At 40.4% G+C, this 16001-nt stretch carries 21 protein-coding genes; 3 read left to right on the top strand and 18 right to left on the bottom strand.

The genetic code is table 11. From position 1 onward, the window contains the following. Positions 1-90 precede the first annotated feature (90 nt). The 11 genes from MHI11_RS08030 to MHI11_RS07980 all read right to left on the bottom strand — a co-directional run bounded on the left by MHI11_RS08030 (position 91) and on the right by MHI11_RS07980 (position 8531). The gene (locus MHI11_RS08030) at positions 91-903 is read right to left on the bottom strand and encodes a purine-nucleoside phosphorylase (RefSeq protein WP_050943816.1); all 813 of its coding nucleotides are present in this window, start codon (positions 901-903) and stop codon (positions 91-93) included. A gap of 11 nt (positions 904-914) precedes the next feature. Beyond that, complete coding sequence (deoB, locus tag MHI11_RS08025; RefSeq protein WP_340960816.1) at positions 915-2099, bottom strand: phosphopentomutase; 1185 nt, start codon at positions 2097-2099, stop codon at positions 915-917. A 151-nt stretch (positions 2100-2250) separates the two neighbouring features. Then, positions 2251-3141, bottom strand: a complete 891-nt coding sequence (xerD, locus tag MHI11_RS08020) for a site-specific tyrosine recombinase XerD (RefSeq protein WP_044141062.1) — start codon at positions 3139-3141, stop codon at positions 2251-2253. 6 nt (positions 3142-3147) lie between these two features. Further along, on the bottom strand, positions 3148-3375 hold the full coding sequence (locus MHI11_RS08015) for a YqzK family protein (RefSeq protein ID WP_340960815.1): 228 nt from the start codon (positions 3373-3375) through the stop codon (positions 3148-3150). A gap of 117 nt (positions 3376-3492) precedes the next feature. After that, entirely contained in the window at positions 3493-3945 is a 453-nt protein-coding gene (gene fur, locus MHI11_RS08010) for a ferric iron uptake transcriptional regulator (RefSeq protein ID WP_003215577.1), read from the bottom strand. A 118-nt stretch (positions 3946-4063) separates the two neighbouring features. Continuing rightward, positions 4064-4711, bottom strand: coding sequence for a stage II sporulation protein M (gene spoIIM, locus MHI11_RS08005; protein WP_034661156.1), 648 nt, complete (start codon positions 4709-4711; stop codon positions 4064-4066). Positions 4712-4827: 116 nt separating this feature from the next. After that, positions 4828-5958, bottom strand: a complete 1131-nt coding sequence (locus tag MHI11_RS08000; protein WP_340960814.1) for a S8 family peptidase — start codon at positions 5956-5958, stop codon at positions 4828-4830. Between the two features lie 108 nt (positions 5959-6066). Next, positions 6067-6288 carry a hypothetical protein gene (locus tag MHI11_RS07995; RefSeq protein ID WP_044141061.1) on the bottom strand — a complete coding sequence of 74 codons (222 nt, stop codon included), beginning with the start codon at positions 6286-6288 and terminating at the stop codon, positions 6067-6069. A 68-nt stretch (positions 6289-6356) separates the two neighbouring features. Next, entirely contained in the window at positions 6357-6809 is a 453-nt protein-coding gene (locus MHI11_RS07990) for a GNAT family N-acetyltransferase (RefSeq protein ID WP_106065532.1), read from the bottom strand. Beyond that, entirely contained in the window at positions 6796-7977 is a 1182-nt protein-coding gene (locus MHI11_RS07985) for a TIGR00375 family protein (protein WP_278175542.1), read from the bottom strand. Before MHI11_RS07985 ends, MHI11_RS07990 begins: the two co-directional genes overlap by 14 nt. Continuing rightward, a complete protein-coding gene (locus MHI11_RS07980; protein ID WP_044141058.1) occupies positions 7974-8531 on the bottom strand; it encodes an NUDIX hydrolase in 558 nt (185 codons plus the stop codon). Before MHI11_RS07980 ends, MHI11_RS07985 begins: the two co-directional genes overlap by 4 nt. 167 nt (positions 8532-8698) lie before the next feature. On the opposite strand from MHI11_RS07980, the gene MHI11_RS07975 reads away from it, so the two are divergent. Then, the gene (locus MHI11_RS07975) at positions 8699-9622 is read left to right on the top strand and encodes an aldo/keto reductase (protein WP_111912929.1); all 924 of its coding nucleotides are present in this window, start codon (positions 8699-8701) and stop codon (positions 9620-9622) included. 57 nt (positions 9623-9679) lie between these two features. Here the strand turns inward: MHI11_RS07975 and MHI11_RS07970 are convergent, their stop codons facing one another. Together MHI11_RS07970 and MHI11_RS07965 are read right to left on the bottom strand one after the other, a co-directional pair. Then, on the bottom strand, positions 9680-10030 hold the full coding sequence (locus tag MHI11_RS07970; RefSeq protein WP_340960811.1) for a hypothetical protein: 351 nt from the start codon (positions 10028-10030) through the stop codon (positions 9680-9682). Next, positions 9993-10214 carry a YqkE family protein gene (locus tag MHI11_RS07965; protein ID WP_044141056.1) on the bottom strand — a complete coding sequence of 74 codons (222 nt, stop codon included), beginning with the start codon at positions 10212-10214 and terminating at the stop codon, positions 9993-9995. Before MHI11_RS07965 ends, MHI11_RS07970 begins: the two co-directional genes overlap by 38 nt. 125 nt (positions 10215-10339) lie before the next feature. Between MHI11_RS07965 and MHI11_RS07960 the strand changes: the two genes are divergently transcribed. After that, positions 10340-11272, top strand: coding sequence for an alpha/beta hydrolase (locus MHI11_RS07960; RefSeq protein ID WP_340960810.1), 933 nt, complete (start codon positions 10340-10342; stop codon positions 11270-11272). Between the two features lie 26 nt (positions 11273-11298). Here the strand turns inward: MHI11_RS07960 and MHI11_RS07955 are convergent, their stop codons facing one another. The 3 genes from MHI11_RS07955 to MHI11_RS07945 all read right to left on the bottom strand — a co-directional run bounded on the left by MHI11_RS07955 (position 11299) and on the right by MHI11_RS07945 (position 13445). Further along, positions 11299-12561, bottom strand: coding sequence for a response regulator aspartate phosphatase (locus MHI11_RS07955; protein ID WP_106065537.1), 1263 nt, complete (start codon positions 12559-12561; stop codon positions 11299-11301). Positions 12562-12866: 305 nt separating this feature from the next. Further along, a complete protein-coding gene (locus tag MHI11_RS07950; RefSeq protein ID WP_106065538.1) occupies positions 12867-13106 on the bottom strand; it encodes a DUF2552 family protein in 240 nt (79 codons plus the stop codon). A 12-nt stretch (positions 13107-13118) separates the two neighbouring features. Continuing rightward, the gene (locus tag MHI11_RS07945) at positions 13119-13445 is read right to left on the bottom strand and encodes an iron-sulfur cluster biosynthesis family protein (RefSeq protein ID WP_044141053.1); all 327 of its coding nucleotides are present in this window, start codon (positions 13443-13445) and stop codon (positions 13119-13121) included. A 214-nt stretch (positions 13446-13659) separates the two neighbouring features. Between MHI11_RS07945 and MHI11_RS07940 the strand changes: the two genes are divergently transcribed. Continuing rightward, positions 13660-14367 carry an expansin EXLX1 family cellulose-binding protein gene (locus MHI11_RS07940; RefSeq protein WP_340960809.1) on the top strand — a complete coding sequence of 236 codons (708 nt, stop codon included), beginning with the start codon at positions 13660-13662 and terminating at the stop codon, positions 14365-14367. 17 nt (positions 14368-14384) lie between these two features. Here the strand turns inward: MHI11_RS07940 and MHI11_RS07935 are convergent, their stop codons facing one another. Together MHI11_RS07935 and MHI11_RS07930 are read right to left on the bottom strand one after the other, a co-directional pair. After that, a complete protein-coding gene (locus tag MHI11_RS07935; protein WP_340960808.1) occupies positions 14385-15359 on the bottom strand; it encodes a bifunctional GNAT family N-acetyltransferase/GrpB family protein in 975 nt (324 codons plus the stop codon). Beyond that, positions 15356-15835 carry a GNAT family N-acetyltransferase gene (locus MHI11_RS07930; protein WP_044141211.1) on the bottom strand — a complete coding sequence of 160 codons (480 nt, stop codon included), beginning with the start codon at positions 15833-15835 and terminating at the stop codon, positions 15356-15358. Before MHI11_RS07930 ends, MHI11_RS07935 begins: the two co-directional genes overlap by 4 nt. Between the last annotated feature and the right edge of the window lie 166 nt (positions 15836-16001).

Below are 16001 nucleotides of genomic sequence, written 5' to 3'. Positions count from 1 at the left end.
TTTTCCTCATCGAGGCTGTTTTATTCAGAGATCATATGATTGACATAAAAAAAGCCTTCTGTCGATAAACAGAAGGCTTCTTGAAACATGCTATGAGAGTTGTTTGACAATGTCTTTTACTAAATCAAGGAAACTCGCTTTCACTTTTTCGGTTACTTCAATGACTTCATCATGAGACAGCGGCTGATCTAAAATACCTGATGCCGCATTAGAAATACAAGAAATACCTAGCACTTTGATTCCTGCATGACGCGCAACAATCACCTCTGGGACCGTCGACATGCCTACAGCATCTGCGCCAAGTGTTCTGAGGAAACGAACTTCAGCCGGTGTTTCATATGAAGGACCTGTCATCCCTGCATAAACACCCTGCTGTACAGATATGCCTAAGCGCTGAGCTGTTTCTTCTGCAAGTGCCAGCAAATCTTTATCGTATGGGGCAGACATATCAGGGAAACGAACGCCTTGACTGTCATTTGGTCCAATTAATGGATTGGTCCCCATCATATTGATATGATCTGTAATCAGCATGAGATCGCCTGGATGGAATGAAGTATTCACACCGCCGGCTGCATTTGTCACAATGCATGTCTCAATGCCAATTTCTTTCATCACACGGACTGGAAACGTCACTTGCTTCATATCATATCCTTCATAGAAGTGAAAACGTCCTTGCATCGCACATACGACAGTGCCTTTCAGCGTCCCGATGACGAGCTGTCCTGCATGACCTTCTACTGTTGAAACAGGAAATCCAGGAATATCTTCATATTTCAATTTGATTGGATTTTCAATCTCATCTGCTAAAATGCCAAGCCCTGAACCTAAGATCAATCCAACTGTTGGTACGTATGTCGATGCTTGTTTAATGTATGCCGCCGCTTCTGAAAACTGTGCTCCCACGAGATTTCCCCCTATTTGAGTTTAGATAAAAAGCTTGTGCCGTATTTTGGCATTGTTGTCTTGAAATTGTCTGCGACCGTTGCTCCAAGATCAGCAAAGGTTTTTGAAGTTGGCAGTCCATTTGCTCCTTGATGCTTTTTGCTGTAAGCAATGAGCGGAACATATTCTCTTGTATGATCTGTTCCGTGATGAACCGGGTCATTTCCATGATCTGCTGTAATGACAAGAAGATCATCCTCTTTTAACAGGTCAAATACTTCAGGAAGACGGGCGTCAAATTCCTCTAGTGCTTTTCCGTAACCCTCTGGATCTCTTCTATGTCCGTAAAGGGCGTCAAAGTCAACAAGGTTTAAAAAGCTGAGTCCCGTAAAGTCTGTTTTAAGTGTATCGACCAGCTTGTCCATTCCGTCCATGTTCGATTTTGTTCTGAGAGAAGAGGTGATTCCTTCTCCATCATAAATATCAGAAATTTTGCCGATCGCAATCACATCGAGCCCATCATCTTTCAGCTCATTCATCACTGTACGGTCAAATGGTTTTAAAGCATAGTCATGACGGTTTGGTGTTCTGACAAATGCCCGAGGCTCCCCGACAAATGGACGGGCGATAACGCGGCCAACCATATATTTTTCATCTAATGTGAGCTCACGTGCAATTTCACAAATACGATAAAGTTCATCTAATGGCACCACTTCTTCGTGCGCAGCAATTTGCAACACAGAATCCGCAGATGTATAAACGATTAGATCGCCTGTTTTCATGTGCTCTTCGCCAAGCTCGTCTAAAATTTCAGTACCAGACGCAGGTTTATTTCCAATAATGCCTCTGCCTGTTTTTTCTTTTAGTTCATTTAGTAGTTCATCTGGGAATCCGTCTGGAAAAACTCTGAACGGTGTGTCTATGTAAAGGCCCATAATTTCCCAGTGTCCTGTCATTGTGTCTTTACCATTTGATGCCTCTTGCATTTTTCCATAATACGCAAGCGGTTTTTCATCCGCTGGAATTCCTTTGATTTCTTTAATATGACTCAGCCCAAGCTTCGCCATATTCGGCATATGAAGCCCGTTCATTTTTTCAGCAATATGTCCTAGTGTATCTGCACCTACATCATTAAATTCAGCAGCATCAGGTGCTTCCCCAATTCCTACTGAATCCATTACGACGAGGAAAATGCGTTTATACTGATAATCAGGCATTAAAAAGCGCCTCCTTCAATATTCTTGTCTTTTAACCTTTCAAAAAGAGAGGTCTGACATCTCAAGTATAAACCGTTTACAAGCCGGTTGACAACTATAAACGGTGCAAACATGAAAAAGCATGACACACGTTCACCGTGTCATGCTTTACTTATGCCCTTGGATGGAATTTGTGATACACATCTTTCAGTCTTGTTTTCGTCACATGTGTATAAATTTGTGTTGTCGAGATATCGGCATGTCCGAGCATCTCCTGCACAGCTCTTAGGTCTGCACCGTTTTCAAGCAGATGTGTTGCAAATGAATGCCTGAGTGTATGGGGGGTGAGTTCTTTTTGAATCCCTGCTTCAAGAGCTCTTTTTTTCAGATTCTTCCAGAAGCCTTGCCGCGACATTTTTTTCCCGTGATGATTGAGAAATAAGGCATCTGCCGGCTGTTTTTTTAGCAGCTTGCTTCTTCCCTTTTCGAGATATTCTTCAATCGCACTTGCGCAAGCTTCACCGATTGGCACAATCCGCTCTTTTCTTCCTTTTCCAAAACAACGGATAAAGCCCATTGTGAGGTGAACATCAGCAAGGGTTAGGTCCAGCATTTCACTGACGCGAATGCCTGTTGCATATAAGAGCTCGAGCATCGCTTTGTCGCGGTAGTCAAATGGAGTGTGCTGATTTGGTGTATCAAGCAGCTTTTCGACTTCCTCTAGTGAGAGAACTTTCGGTAATTTCCGCTCTGTTTTTTGCGTTTCAATGTTCCATGACGGATCATCTGTTGTCACTTTTTCCCGGAGCAGAAATTGGTGGAAGGAACGGATCGAGGAGAGATGCCGTACTGACGTTTTGCTCGATTTCCCTTCCTCTTTTAGCTGTTTTAAATAATGAATGATATGCAGGCGCGTGACATCTTTTATATCTGTCAGCTGCTCATGTGTCATTAAAAAAGACAAGTAGTTCTGTAAATCTCGTTTATAAGAAACAATGGTATTTTCAGAGAGTCCTCTCTCTACTGTCATAAAATGAATAAAGTCGGATAATTGATCGTTCAATGATTTCTACTCCCCGTTTTGATAAAAATAAATCAATCGGTCTTGCCAGTTGTCTTGATTCGGCTGATCCATTTCTATCACTTTAATTGCTGCACCCTCTGGTTTATCATAACGATGGTAGCTTTCATATTCTGAATTTATCCATATCATAGCATAATAGAACAGGACGGTAAAACCAGTGAACAAGATAAATACCTTCATCACTTCACCTGTTGTTTTGAGCCATTTTCGCATGATTCTCATGTCCTTTCTCAGCTTCTCATTACTTCAGCATATGCCAGGTGGGACAAGGAATATACAGCGAAAATGCAAAAAACCTCTTCATCTTAAATGAAAAGGTTCCAATTCGGATTATTTGCCGGATTCATCATCATGACACCGGTGGCAAATGCCATGGAATGTCAATCTATGATCCTTAATTTTAAATTTCCAGTCACGTTCAATAATCTCTTCAACGTCTTCTAATAAATCATCTTCTATCTCATCGACTGTCCCGCATTCCATGCAGACAAGATGGTGATGGAAGTGGGCGGCTCCTTCTTTGCGAAGATCATATCGCGAAACGCCGTCTCCAAAGTTAATTTTATCAACAACTTTCAGTTCAGTTAGCAATTCTAACGTCCGATAAACAGTAGCAAGACCAATTTCAGGAGACTTCTCTTTTACGAGGAGGTATACATCTTCTGCACTTAAATGGTCTTCTTCATTCTCAAGCAGTACTCTGACTGTTGCTTCACGCTGTGGCGTGAGCTTATAGCTGGAAGAATGAAGCTGTTTCTTAATTCGATCAATCCGATTTTCCATTGACTTTCCCTCCTACGCCACATTACTTGATCATTATATCAAATGATGTGCTGGGAGCCAACTATAATCATTTTAAATTAATAAATAAATTGATTATTATTTAATAACAATTATAAATTTATGAAAAAAGAACACCTGCCAGCTTTTTCATGAGCATGAAGGAGACATACGATTCAAAAAAGGACGAAAGTGCAGCAAGCGCTAAAATCATCAGCAGGACAGATGCATAACGGGCGAACCACTGAACAGGTGCTTGACTGATGGTTTTTTTCATAAACAGCTGCCCAATGAGACGAATGGAAAACGCAATCGCACATGTCCCAATCACTAAATAGGCCGGAATAAGCAATATGTTTTGCGGAAGAACCGATACGAACGAAAGGAAGAAACCACTCAGCCCCATTTGATTTACTAGAAAACCAACTGTAAACCCAACGACAATTCCTTTTAAAAAGATCATGAGAAAGATGAGCGGCAGGCCAATGATAGATATTCCTAGTATCCACATAAGACCTAAATATTTCATATGATGCAAAAAGCTTTGCAAAAACATTTCTTTTGATTCTGCTGCTTTCTCATTTGTCAGCTGACCAAAAAATTGATTTAAATAATAGAATAAATCCTCTTTCTGACTAATTGTCATACTATTGACGATGATGGCCCCAAAGATTACACCCATTAAAAAGAGTACAGAGACAAACAAATAAATCGATAGATGGTCTTTTACGTGCTGAAGAAGATGTTCCTTCCAAGACTTTTTCCGCATGCGTCTTCCTCCCAAATAGTAAAGGTTACTAGATTCTATGAGAGAGATTACGAAACATGACAGTTTTATTGAAAGAAAAAAGAGAAAGCAGCCTAAACACTGCTCTCTCTTCTCATTTATCGTGCCGCTTTTTGTACGTTCACAAGCCCAGCACCATAGTAAAAAGGATCTCCAAGCTGTGTAGCCGTTTTTGAAAGTCTCTCGCGTACTTCATCGTTTGTCAGATTCGGATGTTTTGATAGAATGACAGCCGCAGCTCCTGCTACATGCGGTGATGCCATGGATGTTCCGCTCTTGTAGCCATATTCATTATGGGGAATAGTGCTGAGCGTTGAAACGCCTGGTGCTGAAACTTCCACTTCTTCGCCTACAGATGAATCAAAAGCTCTTTGTTTTCTTTGGTCAACAGAAGCAACCGCTATCACTGAGCTGTATTTAGCTGGATAGTCAACCGTGTTGAGAGAGCCATAACTTCCTGCATTCCCAGCAGAAGCCACAATGAGAATACCCTTGTCATATGCTCGATCTACCGCTTCTTTCAGCGCTTCAGATTCACTTGCTCCTCCCATACTAATATTGATGACATTCATGTCATTCTCAATGGCCCATTCAATTCCTTTAATAATCCAGCTATAGTAGCCATCACCATTTTCATCTGCCACCTTGACCGCATAGATAGAAGCTTTTGGCGCAACACCAACGACACCTACCTTATTATCTAACGCTGCAATTGTGCCCGCCACATGCGTCCCGTGTTCATGAGGGTCAACAAGCGGATCTGACTCTGTTGGAACAAAGCTGACTCCGCCGGTGACATGTAGATCTTCATGTTTGCCATCAATGCCGCTGTCAAGAACGGCTACTTTGACATTTTGTCCAGCGTATCCCCGTTTATGTACCTTTTGTGCTTTGATGCTTTTGATGCCATATGGGATCGTTTGACCGCTTGTTTTTGCCTTTTGGTCCTTCTCAATGAAGGTCACTTCTTTTGCCTGATTTAGTTTCTTTTTCGATGCCTCATTCAAGGAAACTTTCATCATATCTATCTGCTCTATGGATTCTTTTACATGTCCACCAGCTTCTTCAACAAGCTGTTTTTGTGTATGATCTTGAACGGAAGAAGAAAAGCCGATCATGTACTCTTTTTTCGCTTGCTCCTTTGCAGAAATATGTGAGGCGCCGAGCGTGACCGATGCCAGCATCATACTTGCCATACAAAGCCCTGCTCCAATTGACTTGACGTTCACAATACTCACTCTCCCTTTCATCTTTTTGCCATTTAACTACATTTTTAGACAAAAAGAAACGACCGTTTGTCCTATTTTTTAAAATTTTCCATTTATTTGAACTAGTTGTCACAAAAAAGCAAAATAAAAATGCTTATGATCCTCTTGATAGTGATCATAAGCATTCCTTCTTTTATGTTTTTTCATCATGTGCTGCAAGGCTTCTTGTTTTGTTTTAGTCTTTCTTTCATGTGTACTAAAGTGCGCCATGTTTCCTCTCGACAGTTCCGGGTTTCGGCTGTGCTGCCTTTCAATATGTTCTCGTTTTTTCTTTGCATTGCTTTTTCCCATTTGGCAAAACCCCTTTCGTTGACGTTATGATACACGATGCGACATAAAAAAGATAGACGTATACACGCCTATCTTTCTGTTTTCACCATATCAAGATGGGGAATTCCATCTTCATCATAACAATCTGAAACGGCCTTAAAACCAAAGGATTCGTAAAACGATTTCAGGTAGGCCTGCGCCTGAATTTTGACACTTGTTTCACCTAAGTCATTCAGCTTTTTCAAAGCCTTGCTGAGAAGGATTTTTCCATAGCCTTTTTTTCGGCCTGCCTGCGTCACAAGAACGCGGCCAATGGACGCCTCTTCGTACATGATTCCGCTTTGAAAAATTCGGCAATAAGCCACAATCGTGCCGTCCTCTTTTGCCATCAGATGAAAGGCTTCTTGATCCCGGTGATCAATTTCAGGGTAAGGGCATGTTTGTTCAACAACAAACACATTGACTCTTTCCATTAAGATCAGGTAAAGATCCTCTTTTGTCAATTGTTCAAACGTTTCACATGTCCAGTTAACTTGATTCATGATTGATATCCACCTTACCGTACACTCCGCCGCCGCCAGCGATCAGTTCGACTTCACCTTTTCTTGCTTTGATGATGTAATTGGCTGTTTTTTCTGGCAGGACAGCTTTTAGTTCTTGTTCTGTTGCTTGATGAAGGATATTCATCTCTGTGTGGAACACGGCTTTTAGCTTCTCCAGCGTTTTGGCTCCAACACCCGGAATAAATTGAAGCGGAAGCTGATGAACATAAGGAGGTCTTGTTCCTTTGTCACTTTCCTGGTCAGCAAGCTCCTTTAAACGCTCACTCACTCCTTTTGTCATCCGGGTATGTCCGCATGCGTGACACTTTTCTTGATCTAGCGCGCGAGGTCTTAATCCGCACTTCTCGCAGGTTGTATGATAGTACTTCCCAAGCCGCGGGGCGAGCCCATAATTTCCTGTGATGGCTCTCCCCTCTTTCCCTTCAAGGGCTAGTTTAAATTCGGCAAAAGAGGCATGATCCATGCGGATTTTTGTATATTCTCGCGCGATTTTCCCTAAAGAATGAGCGTCTGAATTCGTTAAAAAGGGATAACGGTTCAGTTCGCTTAACTGGGACGCCATTGACGTATCGCAGCTAAGTCCTAGTTCAACAGCATCAATGAGGTCCGGATCGAACACTTCCGTTAAAGACGTGCTGACTCCTTTGCCAAATAAGCTTTTATGCGGGGTGAAAATATGAGCAGGAATAAATAAGCCTCCTAGCTCCTTGACCTTATGCTGAAGTATTTTCCCATCCACATAGAGGCGCTGTGAACTCAAATGCACATTTTTCATATGTAGCGCGAGCCATGCGGAGAACTCAGTCATTTTGCGCAGTGTGGGCATAAATGCAAGCACGTGAATCGGACCTTTTGAATGGTTATCGTTAATTTCTAATTCACTGCCTAAAAGCAGCACGGTCTGTTCAAATGATAGACCGCCATCACTTAGTTCAGTGTACTTGCCTTCCTCTACACCTTCTATTAATTCTTCTAGGACTTCTGGAGATTGTGCATCAATCACACCAATCATCCCCATCCCTTTACTTTGCGTTGCTTCAATGAGAATTTGGTCAATGGTCAGTGACCTTGCACCTGTAATTTTAACAGCTCTGCCTGTTCTTGTTCTGCCAATATGAATATGGATGTCTGCAAAAAACTCCCTCATTTTGTTGACTTAAGTACCTCTTGCAGTTGTAAGTACTGAATGGCATAGGCTGTTTTTGCATCATAAATATGCTGCTTTTCAATGAGGTGCAAGGCTTCTTCTAATGAAACTTCCATCACTTCAACAAATTCATCTTCATCCAGCTCTCTTTTTTCTTCAAGCGGAACTAGCTGATCTGCAAGGTACATGTGGACGATTTCATCTGCAAAACCTGGTGATGTATAAAAGGCTGTCAGCTTTTGAAGCTTCTGAGTGGTGTATCCTGTCTCTTCTTCTAATTCTCGCAGTGCTGTATGTGCCGGCTCTTCCCCTGGCTCTAATTTACCAGCCGGAATTTCAACGATGGCTCTCTCTAGTGCTTTACGGTATTGCTTGACCAAGATGATTTTATTTTCGTCTGTCCGAGCAATGACGGCTACTGCACCAGGATGTTTGATGATTTCGCGTTTGCCTTGTTTTCCATTTGGCAATTGTACATCTTCAAGAACCAAATCAATGATTTTTCCGTTGTATAATTCTTTAGTCGATAATGTTTTTTCTTCAAAGTCCTTCAATTTTGTCAGCTCCTCGTTCTACTTTCACTTTTTACTTCATTCATTTTAACATAGATGATTTAAGAGAAGCGAAATGCGGACGCTTGCTTCAATGCGCCACTTGAAGTCACCTAGCTTGAATTCCAGATTTTTTTCACTTAATGTGAAGGAATAGGAGTGTGATGGAATTGAAAAAAAGACGAATTGGTACATCGGATCTTTTGGTGAGCGAAGCGGCTCTAGGATGTATGTCCCTAGGAACAGAAAAAGGAAAAGCGCTCTCTTTATTAGATGAAGCCATTGATCTTGGAATTAACTATTTGGATACAGCCGATTTATATGATTTTGGGACAAATGAGGAAATTGTCGGGGAAGCGATTAAAAACAGGCGGCAAGATTTAATTTTGGCCACAAAAGGCGGCAACCGCTTTGAAAAAGGCAAATCTGGCTGGGACTGGGACCCTTCAAAGGCATACATAAAAGAAGCCGTAAAACAAAGCCTCAAGCGGCTGCAAACAGATTATATTGATTTATACCAATTGCACGGAGGCACGATCAATGATCCTATCGATGAGACGATTGAGGCTTTTGAAGAATTAGTGGAAGAAGGCGTTATTCGCTATTATGGCATCTCTTCTATCCGTCCAAACGTCATTAAAGAATACGCCAAAAAATCAAACATCGTCAGTGTCATGATGCAATATAGTTTACTCGACCGCCGTCCAGAGGAATGGTTCTCTCTTCTTGAAGAACAAGGCATTAGTGTTGTGGCAAGAGGACCTTTAGCAAAAGGGCTTTTAACCGAAAAACCACTTTCGCAAGCAAGTGCCTCGATTCAAAAAAACGGCTATCTTCAATATTCATTTGACGAGCTTCAGCAGGTCATTCCTTCTTTAAAGAAAGTCGCTTATGATCTATCACTCACAGAGCTGTCCATTCAATATTTGCTTAAGAATTCTGCGGTTAGTTCCGTTGTTTTTGGCGCAAGCTCGGTGGAACAGTTAAAAGAAAATGCGGCAGCGGCCAATGCACGTTCTTTAAGTGACCAAGAAGCAAAAGCATTGACTTACTATACAAAACCATCTGTGTACGAGGCGCACCGGTTTAAATGAGATAAAAAGAGATCACCTGATGTGATCTCTGGTGATTGTAGAGAAACTCATGTTTTTCTACAATTTTTCTATTTTATCGTATGTATGATGAGTGAACTCTTTTTCATATTTAACAGGTAAAAGCAATCCTAAAGATAAAGCGACTCCAGCCATTGTTTTTCTCACTTTCATGTAAATCATCTCCATTCCTAAATATTGTAATACACCGTCATTACAAGTAGTACGACGACCTTCTATCAAAAGGGTCTTAAAAACTATATTTGTTATAAAAAGGGATTTAAATGAAGTAAGAATCGAAGGAGTCGGGAGCACTTGTGTGTTGATCAATCTCAATGATGACATAAAAAAAGAAGCATCAGTGCTCCCTTTTTTAGCTTTTATATTTTCTCCAGTCCAAATGACTTTCATCTAGTAACTCGGAGAAGCTTTTGTTTTTTTCTTTTTCTTTCTGCTGCCGAAGGAGGTCTTGTCGTTTTTGTTCTTCTCTTTTTTCTGTCTCGGCGGCCAGATTCTGCTTCATTTGAAGGAGCTGCTGTTTGAGATCCTCGTTTATGCCGTCCTTTAATTTCGCTTGATCATTGTTCTTTTTCATTGTGCCTCTCTCCTTTTGCTTCTAAGTGTATCATCCGTTTTATTTCCTGAGCAAGAGTCACGCCAATCTCCCAACATGTGGTATGATCATCATAGGAAAAACCTCGGAAAGGAAGAATCAGCTAGATGAAAAAATGGATCGCTCTACTTGCCTTCATATTATGTCCGCTCGTTGCAATCGGCATTTTTTTCACCAATAAAATGATGTATATTCGAAAATTAACAGATGAAGAGCTCATCAAACGAGAAGCAGATGAAGGGCATTATCATCATGAAGAGTTTCAACAGCTTATCAAAGAGAAAGTGTGTATTCCTTCAGCATTTGGTTATGAGCTTCATGGCTATTTTGTGCCGCACTCACATCCGCATACAACACGCACCATCGTACTTTGTCATGGCGTCACAGTCAGTTTAATAAATTCCGTTAAGTATATGAAATTATTCCAAAAGCTTGGGTGGAATGTGATGCTTTATGATCATAGACGACATGGAATGAGTGGCGGAAAAACCACGAGTTATGGGTACTACGAAAAAGAAGATTTAGCGCAGGTCGTGAAGTGGCTTAGACAAAGACTCGGGGAAAATGCCATTATCGGCATACATGGAGAATCAATGGGGGCAGTCACGACTTTGTTATATGCTGCAAAGCCGGAAGCAAGCGCCAATTTTTACATAGCTGATTGTCCTTTTGCTTCTTTTGAGGATCAGCTTCTCTATCGATTAAAAACAGATTTTCGTCTTTCAGGGCAATGGATTCTTCCACTAAGTGATCGAGTGTTAAAATGGCGGGATGGATACAGCATTCGGCAAGTGTCACCGTTTGATGTGATCGATCAGGTGAGAGAACCTGTGCTTTTTATCCATAGTCTTCATGATGACTATATTCCATGCGAGCAGAGTCAGCAGCTATATGCTCGAAAAAATGGTGATAAACAGCTATTTATAGCGCCGCACGGGGCACACGCGATGTCTTTTAGTGAAAATAAAGAAGCTTACGAACAAGAAGTTCAAGCATTCCTTCAACCATTTGAATCAAATGAAGATAAAAGAGGAGAATGAACAGCGGTTCGTCTCCTCTTTTTGAGCTAACTTATGCGATAGTCACCACTGTTGTATGATGTCTGCCCGCCAGTTCCATATGACTCTCTTCCGATTGCTGCTGACTCATGACCGATAATCCTGCAGTTGCTGCCAATAAAAGAACTATCAAACTCGTTTTCATATAAATGACCCCCATTTTGAATTTTTGATATGGCTTGAATCTTCCGTTCGTAAAACCGTGTCGATGCTTCATACAGTCCAAGCTCATTGTAATAATGAGCCGCATCAAGTGCCAATTCCTCAATGTCTGGGTATAAGCGCTTGTCCTCGAGCAGGTCTAATGTATCGTCTATGATCGTTATTTCTGCATCAACGTATAATGCTTTTAAGAACTGAAATTTGCAGATGTAAATTTCATCTTCTAATTCACAGGCTTTCATAATACCTTTTTGATAGAGGGTTAACGACTCTTCTATTTGTTTTTGTTTAAACAGGATTTGGGTGAGCATAAATAGTGGGTCTAGAGAGCGATTAAGATGGGTTAAATTCTCCTTTTCAAACACTTCAAGAGAGTCTTTCAGATAACGGCTTGCTTCCGCAAGATCGTTCATTTGGTAATAACAGTTACCTAAGTTGAAAAGGGCCGAACCTATGACTCGAGGGTTTCCAATCGAGCGTGCTCGATTTAGAGCATTTTTAAAGTAGGGCAATGCATGTTCATAGCATTTCAAATCATCATAGTTTGCACCGATGACAAATTCACAGTGGATGATTCTCAGCGTGTACGTTCTGTAGGCAGAGTACGTATTTAACGCTTGCAAGGCATAGTGCATCGAAAAGTGGGTTTGTTTCATGTGGTAGTATATTTCAGCTAATTTAAAGTAAAATTCTGCTCTTTCTATATCATCTGATATGAGATTGAGCTTTTTTTCTGCTGAACGGTAATAGGCAATGGCACTTAAATAGTTTTGCTGTTCAAACTCAAACATTCCTGTGAAAAAATGAACATAGTATTCAAGCATGTCCGTTAATTTCGTTTGCGAATGTTCGATCGTTTCTAACAGGTTTTTAATTTCTTCATCATTTGAGGCTTTCTTTGCCGGTTCAAAATATTCAAGCATCACCTTATGGCGAAAATCCATCAGTTGGTAAAACAGCAACAAGTTTTGATCCTGCTCCATCTCCAGAATTTCCTGCTCGATCTCGGCCTTCAGCTTCTCTGCTTTCATGACATGAAATCCGCAAATCTGCCTATACCATTCGTTTATTTTAATTCCAACCTGAGGCGATGACAACTTGAGCTTCAATTCACTTTAGCACCTCCCTTCTCATATACGATACATGTTGTATTCTATCATATTTCCTCGAATGGAAGAAATATGAAATGTCATTTTTCGCAAAGTTTTCGGTATCCCGCAATAACCGCTTCCATTGCCTATTTTTCGGCATTTATATCCACGATTTTTTCATTTCTATTTTTCTCATTTTGTCGAATTGGTTGTTATAAAACAGTTTTTTGGCGTTGCAAAAGATCATTTTTCAGATTAGACGTTCCCTGTTGTTTAATGAGATGATGAAGGCACGAAAAAAACCCTTTTGTCAAAAAGGGCTTTTATAATACATCTGTTACCTGTTCCATATTCTCTTTGATCCAATTGACAGCTAATTCGAGCGTTGGGAATTCTTCCGTTTCAAATGTGACTTCATCCTGAAGAAGCCAAACATCCTTTTTCACCGAATCCATTCCACCTATTGACCAGTGCAAAAGGGTATAGGGGTGATTGTTATTTAAAAACGACACCCATGTTTTATTTTGTGCCGTGTTTTGTATCACGCTAAGCTTCTGATCCACTACGTTTCCACCTTACTTTACAAGTATGCCCATTCTTGGACTGAGTATTTGCTGAGGACTTTTCAGCATCAATGTATTGGCTTTTTCATTAAAATCGATGGTCATTTCCTCATCAAAGAATACCTTCTGTGCAATGTGTATATATAGTTTTAAATGTTGGCTATTATTAAGTTGTTCCCATTCACCTGTTCTTTCACTTGTTAACCAAAGCATTGGTACGCCACTCACTGCACAGCCACAACCTTCTGAATCGTAGCGAAGCAGTAATTCCTTAGTTTCGTTTCCTGTTTGCTGTTTTTCTATATATGTTTTAGCCTGTTCTGTGATGTGAATATACATGGCGAACATCCTTTTTAAATTGATGCTTACATTGTAACACATAAAACACCATAAAACATGACACACGACTAAATCCGAAAGTCATATTCTTTGAAATACACGCTCTTCTCACTATGATTATATCTATCTATTGGCTCTTTTTGCTTCTTGTTTTTTAGAATTATACTTATGACGCTACCAATTTTAAAAAAGAAAATACAGGAGGTTTTAGATCGTGAAAAAAAGATTATCTCTCTGCTTCATCGGGGCACTGATATTGATGTTGAGTTTGGCTGTGCCAAACATGAAAGCGGCATCTGTCCTTGATGAAGTACGAGAAAGCTATGCGACTTATACGGGATCTGGTTACTCAGGGGGCGCCGCATTATTAGATCCTATTCCATCTGACATGAAAATTACGGCTTTAAATCCCCATGACTATAACTATAAAGGGATAAATGCGGCACTTGCAGGGGCTTACCTTGAAGTAAAGGGTCCAAAAGGAAAAACCGTTGTGTATGTAACCGATAAATATCCAGAAGGAGCGAAAGGAGCTCTTGATCTTTCGCATAATGCCTTTGCCAAAATCGGTCATATGGCAGACGGGAAAATCCCAATTAGTTGGAAAATTGTAAAAGCACCGATTAGCGGAAATGTAGCTTACAGAATAAAAGAAGGTAGCAGTGAGTGGTGGGCTGCGATTCAAGTGCGCAATCATAAATATCCGATTATGAAAATGGAATATTACAAAGATGGACAATGGGTGAACATGGAAAAGACAGACTACAACCATTTCCTTGGATTTAATATGGGATCTAAATCTCTTCCTGTTCGAATCACAGATATCCGCGGGGTCATCGTAAAGGATAAATTACCCGCTCTTCCATCTGCTGCTGCTTCACAGGCCTATACTGTAAAGGGCAATGTTCAGCTTCCTAATTAACGAGGAAAAGAGGTAGCTTATTTAAGAGCTTCCTCTCCTCCTTCTCTATCCCAGCGATATGCCTCATTTTCTATTACTTTTATGATTTCATTCTTTCCTGCCATATAGCTTTGTATATCTTCCCGATACTGATTTGCTAATTGTTCCTTGACAGACGCATACGCTACAGCTCGTTCTGGATGGGCCCTTAAGTAATCTCGAAACAATAAATGCCTTTTCACATCAGGATGATTTCTCTCATAAATATGGACATGATGCGTACGATTCAAGCCACCCTTTTGAAAAAAACGTCTCCCTTTTATGCCATTTTCACCGAGCGCTTGATATCCAAGTTGTTCAAAGCTCTCTCTTTTTCTATCGATCTCTTTTATATGACTTACTTCTATTAAGATATCAATAATGGGTTTGGCAACAAGTCCTTCAACTGACGTACTACCAATATGATGTCCTTCTATCCAGCTCTTTTGAATGATTTGCTTGAGTCGCTGCTTTTCTTGATGGAATTCTTCATGCCATTCTTTTTTGAATTCGACAACCTCAACCTTTCGCCTCGGTGTCCATTTCATTTTTGATAAGGTGAGCTCTTTTGCAACATGAATTACATTTGACTCAAGAAATCCTAACTTTTCGTATAGCCTTTTTGCAGGGGTGTTTTTTTGCCCTGTGGTCAGTTCTATAGGGACATTTTTCTCCATAATTGTAGACATAAGTCTTGTTCCAATACCCTGCTTTAGCGCTTTGGGATGCACAGCCAATCGACTAATGATCAAATAATCTTTCTGCTCTTCATAAGAGGCAACACCTAGTAAGATTCCCTTTTGCTCAAAACCAATAAATTGCTCTTTTGCTTTCATTACATCTTGAATGGTCTCTTTTAATGGCGGAAGATCGGCATAGCCAATTTGTTCAGCTTCTTGTTGGTATGCAGCTAGTTGAATATGTAAGATCTGCTTTGCTACATCTCCTATTGTTTGATCTAAATTGACAATCATTGCATTGCCTCTAATTTTTTCACAAATAAAACACGATCTTCATTTATTCCATCATAGTCTGAAAATACGGAGATTCCTTCTACAGTTTTATCCCCTTTTTCAATTTGAAAGCCCAATTTTGCATGATAGGCAATTGATACTTTATTTACAGGTGCTGTTACCGCTTTAATGGTTGTTCTTCCTTCCTGTTTTGCCACATCATAAAAGGCTTGATATAGGATTTTTCCTATCTTTAATTTCCGATGGTCTGGATGTACACCTACAAAATGAATGTAGGCTTCATCTGAATGAGATTGTGATAGAAAACCGATTAAAAAGCCAATCAGTTCACCTTTTTCAACGACGACAAAACTTGTTTGCTGAAAATGTTCAAAAAATAGCTTCGGCAATTTTGCGCGCAAATCTCTACCTCCCCACCAGCTTTGGATGACAGATGTGACAGCGTAAAAATCTGACGGCTTCACTTGACGTATCATGATGACCTCGCCCCTTTTCATTTTTAGCTTACCGCTCTCTTTTTTCACAAAAAACTGTTGTTTCAATAGTCTACCTGTCCGGTCAATTGTTTGTAAAGATCACGTGTCAGCCTTTTTCTTTCAGCTTTGTTGATTCTTCGTTCTTTCGCGGTCATCTCCTTTTAAA

The sequence above is a fragment of the Bacillus sp. FSL K6-3312 genome, from assembly GCF_038007485.1.
GTDB lineage: Bacteria > Bacillota > Bacilli > Bacillales > Bacillaceae > Bacillus > Bacillus pumilus.
The sequence above is the reverse complement of the archived record's forward strand: the minus strand, read 5'-3'. Positions and strand labels throughout refer to the sequence as shown.